At 42.0% G+C, this 13914-nt stretch carries 14 protein-coding genes; 7 read left to right on the forward strand and 7 right to left on the reverse strand.

Going from position 1 to position 13914, the window contains the following annotated elements:
* Window positions 1-385 precede the first annotated feature (385 nt).
* A complete protein-coding gene (locus AACV32_RS08930) occupies window positions 386-2362 on the forward strand; it encodes a replication initiator protein RctB domain-containing protein (RefSeq protein ID WP_017043500.1) in 1977 nt (658 codons plus the stop codon).
* 167 nt (window positions 2363-2529) lie between these two features.
* Here AACV32_RS08930 and AACV32_RS08935 read toward each other — a convergent pair whose 3' ends face one another.
* Window positions 2530-2985: a transcriptional regulator gene (locus tag AACV32_RS08935; RefSeq protein ID WP_170894934.1), complete on the reverse strand. Its 456-nt coding sequence runs from the start codon at window positions 2983-2985 to the stop codon at window positions 2530-2532.
* A 355-nt stretch (window positions 2986-3340) separates the two neighbouring features.
* Between AACV32_RS08935 and AACV32_RS08940 the strand changes: the two genes are divergently transcribed.
* The 5 genes from AACV32_RS08940 (at window position 3341) to AACV32_RS08960 (ending at window position 7442) form a co-directional block, all read left to right on the forward strand.
* Window positions 3341-3538, forward strand: a complete 198-nt coding sequence (locus AACV32_RS08940; RefSeq protein WP_017043498.1) for a PA3496 family putative envelope integrity protein — start codon at window positions 3341-3343, stop codon at window positions 3536-3538.
* 159 nt (window positions 3539-3697) lie between these two features.
* A complete protein-coding gene (locus AACV32_RS08945) occupies window positions 3698-3907 on the forward strand; it encodes a DUF3283 family protein (RefSeq protein ID WP_017044944.1) in 210 nt (69 codons plus the stop codon).
* 89 nt (window positions 3908-3996) lie between these two features.
* A complete protein-coding gene (locus tag AACV32_RS08950) occupies window positions 3997-4713 on the forward strand; it encodes a YebC/PmpR family DNA-binding transcriptional regulator (protein ID WP_017044945.1) in 717 nt (238 codons plus the stop codon).
* Between the two features lie 167 nt (window positions 4714-4880).
* Entirely contained in the window at window positions 4881-5744 is an 864-nt protein-coding gene (locus tag AACV32_RS08955; RefSeq protein ID WP_170894935.1) for an NAD(P)-dependent oxidoreductase, read from the forward strand.
* Between the two features lie 462 nt (window positions 5745-6206).
* Window positions 6207-7442 carry an aromatic amino acid transport family protein gene (locus AACV32_RS08960; RefSeq protein WP_212752685.1) on the forward strand — a complete coding sequence of 412 codons (1236 nt, stop codon included), beginning with the start codon at window positions 6207-6209 and terminating at the stop codon, window positions 7440-7442.
* Between the two features lie 35 nt (window positions 7443-7477).
* Here AACV32_RS08960 and makE read toward each other — a convergent pair whose 3' ends face one another.
* The 6 genes from makE to AACV32_RS08990 form a co-directional block, all read right to left on the reverse strand.
* The gene (gene makE, locus AACV32_RS08965; protein ID WP_170894937.1) at window positions 7478-8554 is read right to left on the reverse strand and encodes an alpha-pore-forming cytotoxin subunit MakE; all 1077 of its coding nucleotides are present in this window, start codon (window positions 8552-8554) and stop codon (window positions 7478-7480) included.
* A 50-nt stretch (window positions 8555-8604) separates the two neighbouring features.
* A complete protein-coding gene (gene makA / locus AACV32_RS08970) occupies window positions 8605-9714 on the reverse strand; it encodes a cytotoxin MakA (protein WP_170894938.1) in 1110 nt (369 codons plus the stop codon).
* 12 nt (window positions 9715-9726) lie between these two features.
* Window positions 9727-10791: an alpha-pore-forming cytotoxin subunit MakB gene (gene makB, locus AACV32_RS08975; protein WP_013868235.1), complete on the reverse strand. Its 1065-nt coding sequence runs from the start codon at window positions 10789-10791 to the stop codon at window positions 9727-9729.
* An 11-nt stretch (window positions 10792-10802) separates the two neighbouring features.
* Window positions 10803-11198, reverse strand: coding sequence for an alpha-pore-forming tripartite toxin MakABE regulator MakC (gene makC, locus AACV32_RS08980; RefSeq protein WP_013868236.1), 396 nt, complete (start codon window positions 11196-11198; stop codon window positions 10803-10805).
* A 24-nt stretch (window positions 11199-11222) separates the two neighbouring features.
* The gene (makD, locus tag AACV32_RS08985; RefSeq protein WP_170894939.1) at window positions 11223-11603 is read right to left on the reverse strand and encodes an alpha-pore-forming tripartite toxin MakABE regulator MakD; all 381 of its coding nucleotides are present in this window, start codon (window positions 11601-11603) and stop codon (window positions 11223-11225) included.
* A gap of 618 nt (window positions 11604-12221) precedes the next feature.
* The gene (locus AACV32_RS08990; protein WP_170894940.1) at window positions 12222-13109 is read right to left on the reverse strand and encodes a LysR family transcriptional regulator; all 888 of its coding nucleotides are present in this window, start codon (window positions 13107-13109) and stop codon (window positions 12222-12224) included.
* A gap of 125 nt (window positions 13110-13234) precedes the next feature.
* Here AACV32_RS08990 and AACV32_RS08995 point away from each other — a divergent pair, with 125 nt between their 5' ends.
* Entirely contained in the window at window positions 13235-13873 is a 639-nt protein-coding gene (locus AACV32_RS08995) for an NAD(P)-dependent oxidoreductase (protein WP_017049335.1), read from the forward strand.
* Window positions 13874-13914: the final 41 nt, after the last annotated feature.

Genomic DNA, 13914 nt, shown 5'->3' on the forward strand with positions numbered 1-13914 from the left:
TCAAATAAAATAATCACTTCAACTCATCATGTGGATAAGTTGTGCATGAGCCATGATCATGCTTTAAGAAAGTGTTTGATCATTGATTCATTCGTCTGATGATCATCGTTCGGAATGTGATTGATCATGCTTTCTTCTCTACAATGATCATGTTTTCAGTTTTCTATGATCATGCTTCTGAAGGGGATTTTTTTTTATCCCTATAAAACAATCAATTAGGCTGCTCATTAAGGCCTGATCATTAGATCATATAAGCAATATAGATCAGAATAATCAAAAAGATCAGTTATTTAAAAGCAATAAGTTTTTCTTTATTTATGATCTCTTTTTCTTTATTCTATTGGAACTATAGCGATATTACGGCTAGTGTGATACGGATCTAATAATGAACGCAGACGAAAAAATATTGATCAAAGCACCAAGGAGCCACAAAGATGGGCATCTTTTTGAAGTTTCAGAAACTGCTGTTGATTGGGTTGATCAATACCAACATTTTAAAGGTGTTACCAAAAGTATCGTTGAACTTCTTAACCTGATCTCATTAAGAGGTTTCCGCAGCCAAGATGGGTTAGTCTCAACAACAGAGTTAATTGAAGCAACCGATGGCCAATTGACCAGAGCGGCTATTCAGCAACGGCTGCGTGCTGCAGTAAGTATTGGTTTATTTAAACAGATCCCGGTGAGATTTGAAGAAGGTTTAGCTGGCAAGACAATGCTGCATAAATTTGTTAACCCAAATAAGCTCATCTCTGTGCTTGGTTCAACCAGTCTGGTAACTGAATCAGTAAAACAGACAGAAAAACGCAAGCGTTCAAAAGCGCTGGCTCAAACTCAGGTCAATAAGCGTTTGTTGACAGAACATGGGCTAAATATTCCACCAGCGATGAAAGACGAAGCGGATCAGTTTGTGGTTTCACCCACCAATTGGGCTGGGATCATTGATCAAGCATTAGCTCCACCGAGAACTCGTAAAAGCTACCAGAAATCAATGGTGTCGATTTCTGGTACCCGTGCGATCATTGAAACTCGTTCTTCTAAAAATATCATGACAGTGGATGATCTAATGACACTGTTTGCACTGTTCACCTTAACGGTGCAATACCACGATCACCACCAAGAAGATTACCAACTTAATACCAAACACACACCGAATAAAACCCCATTGTACATTACTGATATTTTGTCGCTTCGCGGTAAAAAAGATAGTGGCCCAGCAAGAGATTCTATTCGCGATAGTATTGATCGGATTGAATTTACAGACTTCCAACTGCATGAGTTAACCGGCCGTTGGCTGAGTGAAAACATGCCAGAAGGATTTAAGAGTGATCGTTTTCGGTTCCTAGCAAGAACGATCACCGCTTCTGAAGAAGCGCCAACGGAAGGCGCTGATGGTGAAATTAGGATCAAACCTAATTTGTACATTTTGGTGTGGGAGCCTTCATTCTACGAAGAGTTACTCACTCGCGATTACTTTTTCTTGTTTCCACCAGAGATCCTAAAGCAACATACGTTGGTCTTCCAACTCTACTCCTATTTTCGCAGTCGCATGTCGCGTCGCCATACCGACAGCATGCTACTGAGTGAATTGAACCAAAAGTTGGCCCGTAATATCGAATGGCGTCGTTTTTCGATGGATCTTGTCCGTGAGCTAAAACGATTATCGGAAGGAAAGGGCAGCGATTCGTTATTTGTCGTGAATCTTTGGGGCTATCATTTGACGGTCACCACACTGGTGGATAAAGAAAAAGTGATGGATTACCAAGTCGACATTAAGTGCGATGTGGAAGAAGTCCTGCGCTACTCGCGCGCTCGTACCACCAATGCAGGCAAACGCAACATGGCTCCAACGTTGCCTAACCCACTGCGCAATGAGATGGTTTCTAAGCAAAAATTAGAAGAACTTTCTGAGATCATTGATGGTGAATTTGAACCGATTCAACGTAAAGCACCGTCTCCAAAGGGTAAGCTAGGACGAAGAGTCAAGCAGCGCAAACACCTAGTAGAGATCAATGCCGATGAAATTACGATTACCTTATCTAAATATACCTCTCCAGAGGCCCTAGAACGCAGTATAACGGCGTTATCAGCAATGACTGGACATCCACCATCCTCTATCAAGGAAGAGTGTACAGAGCTGATTGATAAGCTGGATTGGCTGAGGGTTGGAAATGAGGCGATCTCTTATGAGACGTTAAGTAAATTGATCGAGCTCTATAACACGAAAAACGAGAATAAACATTTATCGATCGAACGTTTGATCTCGGGTCTCGCAGTACGTCGCAAAGTGTGTAAGCAAGTGTACGAGGGGCATTTAGATGAATCCGTATTCCGGGCACTTGATGAAGTTGCTATTGGTATTTAAAACACAACCTTGACATGTAGCTGACATTTTGTTTTAGAAGGTTCGTTAATATAGAAAACGAATAGACAACCTTTTGTCCTATCTGATGAATTAATAGATTGGCTCATATATGTTTTTAGCGAGTTATATAACTCGCTATTTTTTTATCTGTTGATCCCTGCAATCAATTAATACCCTCGCTTTATACCTTGATCATCGTTCCACGCGTAATATGCAAGAAATCGAACATGAGCATCAATTAAACTTTGGGATAAGGCCTCATCAATGTGCTGTTGGTTGAGATGTTCCAAACTCAGTACCATCAACTGCTGCATCCGTTTTATACACCAAGATTTTAACTCAAGTTCACTATTCGGCTCCGAGACACAACGCTGAAAACGAGCGTAAGCAAGCTGCAGATATTGGAAGGCAAGCTCACCGTCAATAAGCTTGTAGTACTCATATTGGCGCAGGCAAGCATCAAGCCAACAAGCAATTGCTTTACTTTGATCATCACTCAGATCCGGCCCCCAGATCTCTTGTGGAGCATTAAGGATCAGAGGTTGTAATTGAGCCACCTGATCATAGCGCTTGTTCAGATGCCATTGATGGATCTCAGTTAACCAGTCGTGAAGCTTACACATCGCGTCTTACCTACAACTTTAAATGCATTAACTACAGTCTGGTGTATTTCAAGCTTATTTGCCAAACAGAAATGGGGAACCATGAGCTAAAAATCAGCACATTGAAAGAGCGTGGGGTAGGGGAGACTGCGACAATATGCAACAGAATAAAATGAGCGCTAAAACGCTTGAATTCATGTATGCAATATTTAAATCTAGCCTCGTCTAGCAAGGTTGGCAAAGTAATATTAATAGTTTTAAAAATAAGGTTTCTAAACCATCGCCAAAATCACAATATGGACGAAATATGCTTAACAAATCAAATGTCGTTTGCTACAGATTACATGTCCCTTACGTGGTTTGTTCGGAGGTAACAATGTCCATAAATTCTATTGACCATGACGAAATGACTGATATTGCAAATAAGTGGGACTTCACGGAAGAAGTAGAAACTCAAAAACCAGTTAAAAACCTTAAATCAGCCGAAGCTCGCCGTCGTATTGAAGCATTAAGAGAGATTCGAGAAAGTGGTTTAACCATTGAAGAAGCGAAGGAGCTAGGCATACTTCACTGACGAGTTCTCACCATTAATCCCCTAAGGGTGGCGCATAGCCACCCTTTATATTTTCCAATTTTCTTGATTTCATACCGATAAATTGCACATTTATGCTCTTAATTTTCCTATGTCCTATGCTATATTTCGTGCCACGTATTTACCGATCTAGGCTAACTCATGTCCTTCAACCTATCTTTACTTGCCGCTGAAGAGAAAAACAAAGTAGAGCTCGATAAACAAGCTTCCTTTCTTGTTTGGAAACTCAAGCAAGGAAAAGCAGGGCCTGAAGCGATCACTCAGCAGCAGTCTAAAATTGCCAGTGAGGCCGAAAGAGAGTGGTTTTTACAATCGGTGAACAAATACAAAAGAGTGATGGGTGTTGCGTAGCATTCATGTCTTTGCTAAGTGGAAAATTGAAATGATCCCACTTTTTGCTAAAATCCCTCGCGTTAAATTGAATTAGAGAGATCATCCCTATGGGAAGAAGTTTTGAAGTGCGCAAAGCCTCAATGGCGAAAACTCAAGGCGCAAAAATTAAAGTCTATTCCAAATACGGTAAAGAAATTTACATGTGTGCGAAAAATGGTGGTTCGGACCCAGACATGAACTTGTCTTTGCGCCACCTGATCACAAAAGCGAAGAAAGACCAAGTTCCAGGCCACGTTATTGATAAAGCGCTGGATAAAGCCAGTGGTGGTGGTGGTGAAGACTACCAACCTGCTCGTTACGAAGGTTTTGGCCCTGGCGGCGCAAGTGTTATCGTTGACTGCTTAACAGATAACGGCAACCGTACGTTCCAAGATGTGCGTCAATGCTTTGTTAAAACGGGTGCGAAAATTGGTACTCCAGGTACCGTATCACACATGTTTGATCACCAAGCGGTATTTCAGTTCAAAGGGGATGATGAAGATTCTATCCTTGAAGCACTGATGATGGATGATGTCGATGTGACGGATGTTGAACTGGAAGATGGTGTGATCACTGTATTTGCACCTAACACTGAATTCTTCAAAGTGAAAACATCGCTAAATAATCAGTTCCCTGATTTGACTATCGATGTGGAAGAAATCACGTTCGTTCCACAAACACACACACCGGTCACGGGCGAAGAGGCGGAGAAATTCCAGAAATTCCTCGACATGCTAGATGACTGTGATGATGTTCAGCAGGTTTACCATAACGCTGAGCTGTAATAGAGCGAATTAATGAGAAGCCGAGTGATTGACTCGGCTTTTTTTTATCTGTGCATTGCTAACCGTGGTCTTATTCATAGAGAATGACGCAAGGATACATACAGCCCACACTCAGTTACGTGTGTTCGTCCGTTTGGGCTGCTGGGTAATAATAAAAGGAGAAGTTAATGAAAGTCAGTTTTATTGGATTAGGGGTTATGGGATACCCTATGGCTGGGCATCTAAAAAACGCAGGATTTGATGTTAGCGTCTACAACCGCACTCAAGCTAAAGCGCAGCAGTGGGCACAGCAGCATCATGGGCATGCAGCGCAAACAGTCGCAGAGTGCGTGCAAGATGCCGATGTGGTTTTAACCTGCGTTGGCAATGATGATGATGTCCGTAGCATGACGACTAGTGACGGCGGCGCGATAAGGGCGATGAAACGCGGCGCAATTTTGGTTGATCACACTACCACATCGGCACTGTTAGCCGAAGAGCTGGCGTCTGTGGCTCATAAAGCGGGCATTCGCTTTATGGATGCTCCTGTTTCTGGTGGCCAAGCAGGGGCTGAAAATGGTGTGCTAACCATTATGTGTGGTGGAGATGCCGAACTGTTTGAGCAGCTGCAACCCGTATTTCATGCTTATGGCAAGTCATCGGTGCTGATGGGGAAAGCAGGGCAAGGACAACGCGCAAAAATGGTCAATCAAATTTGCATTGCTGGCGTATTAAATGGCCTGTCGGAAGGATTGATCTTAGCGGAAAAGTCAGGGTTAGATATTGGCGTTTTGGTTGATTGTTTGAAAAATGGAGCCGCAGGTTCATGGCAGATGGAAAACCGCGCTGTGAATATGTCAATAGGTAAATTTGATTACGGCTTTGCCATTGATTGGATGATCAAAGACTTGGGCTTTTGTTTGGATGAAGCGCAACGAAACGATCTAAAATTGCCGATGACAGAAAAAACTTATCATGCTTACCAAGCCTTGTCTGAGCAAGGTGAGGGAAGAATGGATACTTCTATCCTTATCAAAGCCGTTAATTCATAAATATCACAGCTCAGAGATAGACTCAATTGGCCCTATTTAGGGCCATTTACACTGTAAACCTATAAATCGATTCCTATTTATCTTCTGGCCCCGCATACCTACAGTGTCTATCTGTGTGCCTCTTTTCGAAAAACAATTGTATAAAACCATGATTGCCTACCGATTAGGGAGGACAAATGTCCTTCATTTTTGTTTGCTGTGCGTGACAGTGCTGGATGAATCGTCAACTAATTACATTTACTGAAAAATCTTAAAATTTGGTTTTTAGTTTCAATAAAATCACATAAAACCAGTTTAATATGCTGTTAATTCGGTGTTTTCATGGTTTTCAATCCAAGCCAAGTCCCTTGATTATAGTGATTATGACCAAGGTCTCAAAATGATCATAATGATTAATAGGAGTAGGATTCGCGACATTATTATTTTTATATAAGTGAAAAAGCAGTGAAAGACACTAAGGAAATGGCTCATTTTAGTCATGTTCAGATTTCCAATTGGACTAAACACGACACCTATTGGCTACTCAGTTTATTTGGTACGGCCGTTGGGGCTGGCATTCTATTTTTGCCAATCAACATTGGGTTAGGTGGTTTCTGGCCATTAGTGTTAATGGTCTTACTCGCTTTTCCGATGACTTATCTCTCTCATCGTGGTCTTGCTCGTTTTGTTCTCTCATCGCGCCGTCCTAATGCCGATTTTACCGACGTTGTTGAAGAACACTTTGGCCAAAGGGCTGGTCGCTTGATCTCTTTGCTGTATTTCCTCTCTATTTTCCCAATCTTACTGATTTACGGTGTCGGTCTAACTAACACGGTTGATAGCTTTTTGGTTAATCAAGCGCAGATGGTCGCTCCCCCTCGGGTGCTACTTTCTGGTGGCTTAGTCTTTGCGTTAATTGCCATTATGCTGAGTGGCGAGAAGATCATGTTGCGCGCTTTTGCTGTTATGGTTTATCCATTGGCGGCTATTTTATTATGTCTTTCGCTCTATTTGATCCCGTATTGGTCAGTGCCGTCATTAGCATTGCCGCAAACGAGTGATTTCTTACACACAGTGTGGCTAGCCATTCCTGTCGTGGTGTTTTCTTTTAGCCACGCAGCGGCGATCTCAAGTTTTGCCAATGTTCAACGTCGTCATTATGGCGCGCTAGCGGATAAAAAATCAGAGCAGATTCTGCGTTACACCAGTCTTGTATTAATTTTGTTTGTCTTGCTGTTCGTGTTTTCTTGCGTATTGGCTTTATCACCAGAGGCATTGCAAGAAGCAAAAGTGCAAAATATTTCAGTGCTGACTTACCTTGCCAATGTCACAGATAATCCCTTTATCGCCACTCTAGGCCCTTTAGTGGCGTTTATTGCCATTACCTCTTCCTTTTTAGGGCATTTCCTTGGTGCGCGAGAAAGCCTGACTGGGTTGCTGTGTAAAAACTTTGGCCTGTCAGTGCATCTTGCTGGGCGACTCACCATTGCGATTTTGTTTGTCACGATTTGGATTGTCGCGATACTCAACCCCAGCATTCTGGGAATGATGGAAGCGTTTTCAGGCCCCGTGATCGCTATGATTCTGTTTATTATGCCGATGATTGCTGTATTCAAAGTGCCATCGCTGGCGAAGTATCAACAGCAGATGAGTACACCCTTTGTCATGGCGATAGGGTTATTGGCGGTATCGGCATTGCTTTATAACTTGCTCAATTAAATCAGCCATTGGCTCCGTCACTGGAGCCAAATCAATTACTTGATTTGAGCTTTTGTTATTTGAGCTTTTGTTATTTGAGGTTGTGCATTATTGAGCGTTGATGCTACCTCCAGAATATCTTGCCACTCATTGTAAGCTGATTGGTACCAAACTTGCTCCAGAATGACCGCTTGTGAATCTTGTGCTTTGGTAAGGTTAGAAACGACGTTGTTGGTTTCATTGTATAAACTGAGCACTGTGGTTTGTAGTGTATCTAAGGATCGGCTGATCGCCGCACAATCGTTGTTAACTTGATCGACACTTAGCAATAGGGCATTGAGAGACGCGATTTGTTGTTGATCTTGAGAGAGCGTTTGTTGATCGTGGTTGATGGTATTTAAAGATGATTGGATATCGCTTTGCAGGCTAGATATTTCACTTTGTGCTTCTACAATAGAGCTAACACCAAACCCTGCCAATATCAAAGAACCTCCCAGTGTAAACGGAGCAAGCACCACGCCAAAAATCGTTTCAAATATCCCTTTCTTACGCTGCGATTGAGCGTTCGCAATGGCGGTTTTAAATGCTGCTATCTGCTGTTTCATTAGATCAATTTGGGCGTTGGTGGCGATAATTTCTGCTTGGATGGAAACTTCTTCTTGCTGGATCTGTGCAATAGTTTGTTGCAATGTGTTATGAGCATCTTCCACTTGGCGAGCCCAAGAATTCAATCCCTCATCATAACGTTTTATATTTGATGTAAGACTTTGAATCGGATTTTGTAATGTTAAGATTAATGAAGTGAGCTGCTGTAGTTGAGCGGTGTCAAAACGGGTTTCTAGTGCTTTGAATAACGTTAAAATTTGAACATTAGAATCTTTGAATGTATTCGCAATGGAAAGAACACTGTCCATAATGTCATTTGAAAAATATAAATTACCACTCAAACGCCATTGCCGTACCAGTTTTTGCACCGCATTTAAATTTTGTTCTACCTGAGCATACCAATGTTCTGCATTGCCTTGATCAATATAAGTTTCAACAACGCCTTGGCATGCAGAATTTAGTAACACCATAGCGCTAATAGATGCAGGAATGTCGGTTTGAAGTTGCTCGCTGGCTGATTGATTCATGATGGTCCTCGAAAAAGAATAAAAGGGGGCGTAACCCCCTTAAGTAATGTTTAAGCTGCTTGTTTTACTGCAGGTGCTAATTCTTTCGTTTCGATAGCTATTTTTGCGCTAGCTAGCTGTTTAGCAAGTTCAACCGCATCATCCCATTCGTTTTTCGCTGCGTCAGACATCACTTTTTCCATAATAATGCTCTGCATGGATGCACCATTATTAAGCTTGGTTACTACATCATCTAACTCGTTGCCAAAGACAGTCCACGTCGTTTCAAAATCAGATAATACTGATGTCGATGTTTCAATCGCTGAAACGACGGCGCTACTGGCATTGGAAAGCCCCTGTAAAGCGATAATCTGTTGTTGATCTTCAGCTTTTTGCTTTTGTTCTTGCGCGATGCTGTCGTAGTCATCATCAATTTGATTTTGTAATACGCCCCATGTAACGCCACCAGCAATAATCGATGCCGCGCCGACGGCTGCGATACCGCCGGAGACTACAGCTGCGGTGCCAGCGGTTGCGACGGTAAGCGCAACGCCTGCGACGAGCATAAAGATGCCAACACCAACCGCAACTTGTGCATAGACCAGATCTTTATTCAGTTTCTCAATGGCTGCACGATTGTTGTCTATTGCGTTATTCATGCTTTCAATATCTGTTTGTAAATCGATAATTGTTTTTTGAATATTGGTCGCACCATTGACTAAGTCATCATGTGCTGCTTGCATTTTCACCCCCCAATCAGAGAGCTCCTTATTCATCCCTTTGACTGTGGTTTCGATACCGCTGACTTGAGAAGATAGGGCGGTCATAATCTGTGAAGCTTGCTGAACCGTTGTATTGTCTTTGCCACTTGCTGTTGGATCCGCTTTATATAACTCATGAATGGCATCGATTGATGCTTGGAAAGTGGCGTCAAAATTAATTACGCTAGAGGGAATCGATGCTGATACTTGTGGTCCCAAATCGTCAATCCATTGCTTAGCAACCAATTTTGCTGAGTCTAACTTTTTACTCAGGTCATCAAACCAATCTGGTTTTACCGTAGGTGGCGTAAATTGTGTGTTTAAAATGGCATGGCACTGCGCTGTGATGACTGTGGTTGCCAAAAATGCAGATTGAGTGGTTTGCTGTGTTGGGTTCAACTGAGTAACTTGTTGTGACATTGTGTATCTCCTTTACTGTTCTTGAATGGTGTTATTTAGTGTGTTGACTAAAACGGGTTTTCCAACGTTTGGCGGTAAACTAATGAGTTGCACAAATTCTGAAATGGTTTTCCATGAGGCTGAAGCAATCTTGATGGTTTGCAAATCAGTCAATAGGGCAGGGTCTGAACCGCTTTGTAAGGCGTTGATCAGTTCGTTTACCTTGTCTAATTCGTCTTGCCATAACAATGAAAGTGCTGGCAAGCTATCATCAATCTTTAGGAATTCTTCGCTCATGTTGCTGAGGGTTTGAATAATGGCTTTAGTAATGGCAGCCGCTTGTGCTTCTTCACTGGCTAGTGTTTGTAATTGAGTGAGTTTGTCTAAATCTTGTTGTACCTCTTTCGCGCTCGATATTGTGCTGTATGCACTGTAACCAACCGTGAATAGCGCACCAGCAAAGGAAAGGAATGGCACAGACGTCGTTGCTCCCATTACGACACCGTAGGAAATAGTGACCATACTTTGTATGTAAGCTTTTCCTGCTCTTAATTGGGCCGCCGTGACATTGGCTCCTAAACTGGCAATGGATTGCGATAGAGAGCCTATCTCTGTTGCAATGCGCACCATTGCTTGTTCTTCGCTCGCAAGTTCATTCCAGCCATCTTGAATGCTGGATGCGAGCAGCTCCTCTGCATTTTTCGCTTGGCTGTAAGATTTCGTGAAAACTTGCTGAGCTTCATTTGTTAACGTGATATTTTGCTTTAACGTTTTTTGCAATAATTGTAAGCATTCAATCCATTGCTTCGTACTTGTTATCGCCTTACTGTTTTGTGCGCAGGCATCGAACGTGGTCTGATAATTAATAAACGATGTAATAATTTGCGCAAAAATTTTAGGCTTTTGCTGCATAAACTCATTCATTACCGCTCTTAAGATCTCAGTCCTGCTTCGAACTTCTACGAGCCAGTTTGGATCTTTTGCTACATGGCCAATAAAGAGAGAGTTGCACGTTGCATCGTAGTTACTAATACCTAAAAAATCAGTATATACGTCGGTCAGCATATTTAATGCGGTATCAACATTTGGGCTTAACATGAGTTCGCCCTCTACAGTGAAATAACGAGGAAAGGATCAAACGTTAATCTTGCACCATCAATAGACAAGGTCGCATTGTATTGTTGTGTGCTGGCTTGTCCTTGCGCTTCAACTCGGCCTTCCCAGAATTCATCACCGCTTAGTCCTTGTTTAGTGGGTATACAAACTCTGTCATTTATCATTTGCCCATTAAACTCGACAATATCAACTTCATTGTCTGGTGAAATAGCGACAACTCGCCAGCATAATAATTGGCCGTCTTTACAGGCTGTTTTTAACTCAGCTTGGCCTTCATTACCCGAGCCCATATATTTATTTGTATCAATGAGATAAATGTTACTTTGCAGATCTCGACTTGCAAGCGCTGCTGCTGCATCTACGACCATGAGTATTTCTACTTTTTTCATACAATGTTCCTTATTTAGATGGAGTTATTGAACTTCGAGATAAGGTGAAAAATTCATTGTTATTCCGTTTATTGAAAGAGAAATGGTATATAGATAACGCCCAGTATCCCCGCGAGTCTGAACTCTGCCTTCCCATGCGTCATTAACAGGGCTTGGTAAGCAAGCTTTTTGATCAATCATGTCACCAGAGAATCCCGTTATATTGACTTCGTCATCTGGCGAAATGGCGCAGCTACGCCAGCAAATAAACTGACCATCTTGAGATACCGTGTGGAGTTGGCACTTTCCTTCATCCCAAGAACCAAGCCATTGGTTACTATCAATTAAGTAAACGTTATCCATTAAGCTCGTGGTTGCTAATGCTCCGGCACAATCAACCACGATAAGTATTTCTATTTTTTTCATTCAATACCTACTGACGTTTATTTATGGATCCACAGAATATCACTGTACTGATTTAACCATTTCGAATGGTTTTTTTGGTTATATCTATTAAATCTTATTGATATTAGTGTTGATATTTACATGTTTATAATCTTTATGTGGCTAAATATAGTTAGTGATTTCAGTTAATCAAGGTTGCATAACTAATATGTACATATCAGTATGTACATAAAATAATTTTATAATGATATTCATGGATAGATCTTAAGTTTAATTTCATTTTTGTTATTTATTAAGCGCTTAATTTGCTAGCTTAATCATGTTTTTTCGTGAGATATTGAAAGGGATAATAAATGCTCATTTACTTGATGAAACTTTTATTTCAGGGTTAAATGATGATTTCAACAATGCTGGTTATTTTTACTAATAGTATTAAGTAACTTATCAACATTGATTGTTTTAGTGTAAGTAAAAATATATTTTTATTTTTACTTAACTTTTTAATAGGTAGGTAGTATGTCTGTGAGATAAATGAGGTCATCTACAATATTAATTATAGATAATTTCATTTTTGGCATTAACACTATGTTTAATCTAGCTAATAATATTGATTAAATTATTAGCTAGAATGACTTAACGCTAAGCGATGAGATCGTTTTTCCAGCTTTGAGCGATGAAATCAATGAATTGGCGAACCAATGGGGTTTGATAGCTACGAGAAAGATACACAGCCCATAGTGCGCTGCTTGGGCTGTGAAACTCTGGCAAAACGCGTACTAGTGTTCCTGAGGCGATAAAGACATTTGCAAGATCGCATGGTAGCCGTACGATGCCTTTGTGATGTAGGGCAGCACGGCATAAAATTTCCATATCATTAGCGCGGATGTTGCCATTCACGGTGACAGAGATCTGTTCATTGTCTTTAACCACATCCCACTTGTTATTACTCATGTGCACAAAGCAGTTGTGCTGGGTTAAGTCATTGGGTGTATTGATAGGAGGGTGTTGGTTGAGATAGCTAGGGGAAGCGCATATGACGGTGCCGACGCTCATTAAACGGCGAGCGATGAGCGTATCATCCGGCTGTTGGGTAAAACGCAGGGCAATATCCACGCGTTCATCGACCAGTTGTGAAAGGCGATCTGAAGCGACAATGTCAATTAACACATTGGGGTGTCGTTGCGTGAAGTCTTCAACAACGGCCAATAACATGTTTTGAGCAAGGCCTATCGGCGCGGCAATGCGAATGGTACCGTTTAAGAGTTGTGACTGTTCCAACGCCCGTGTTTCAAGTTCGGCAGTTTGGTGCAAAATTTGTTCGCAACGGATTAAAGCCTCTTCACCGGCGGTGGTTAGGCTGACTTTGCGTGTCGTGCGGTGCAGTAACCTCTGCTTTAACCAATCCTCAACTTCTTGGACATGACGTGACACTTGTAATCGACTTAAGCTCAAGTTGTCTGCGGCTTTGGTAAAACTGGCAGTATTTGCCACTTCGATAAAACTGCGCATGGCGGTTAGTCTGTCCATGGTAGGCCTTTATTAGATACGAATATTGATACAATCTACATCATTTTTGGGTGTTTTTCCTCCTTCGTTTAACTACTAGACTACAATTGTTGTCGAGAAACAGAAACCGAATGAGGAAATAAATTATGAAAATTGCAGTATTAGGCGCATCAGGTTGGATTGGTAGTCACATTGTCAATGAAGCAAAAGCACGGGGCCACGAGGTGATCGCGTTAGTGCGTGATTCAAGTAAAGTTGATGCTGAAGGTGTTAGCGTTCAACAATTTGATTTACAACAGCCTTTGTCAAAAATTAGCGCTGCGTTAGCAGGTGTTGATGTTGTGATCGCTTCTATCGGCGGACGTGCAGCGGGCAACCACGATATTGTTGCGGCTACAGCGCAGAAACTGCTGTCAGATCTACCGCAAGTGGGTGTGGATCGCCTACTGTGGGTTGGTGGTGCGGGTTCATTGGAAGTCGCTCCCGGTATCAAATTGGTGACCGTAGAAGGTTTCCCTGAAGAGTACAAAGGGGAAGCATTAGCGCAAGGCGAAGCGTTGGATCTCTTCCGTGCGAGTACAAGCAAGGTTAATTGGACATTTGTTAGCCCGGCCGCTGAGATTTTTCCGGGTGAGAAACAAGGTGCTTACCGTGTGGGCGGTGACGCTCTATTGTCTGATGCTGAAGGTAACAGCAAAATCTCAGTCAGTGATTATGCCCTCGCGATGATCGATGAGTTAGAAAGTGCCGCTCACCCTCGTCAACGTATTGGTGTCGCTTACTAATACCTGGCTGATAGATCCATTTGGCTATTCTCTTGATCGAA

The organism is Vibrio sp. B7, assembly GCF_963888765.1.
Taxonomy (GTDB): Bacteria; Pseudomonadota; Gammaproteobacteria; order Enterobacterales; family Vibrionaceae; genus Vibrio; species Vibrio anguillarum.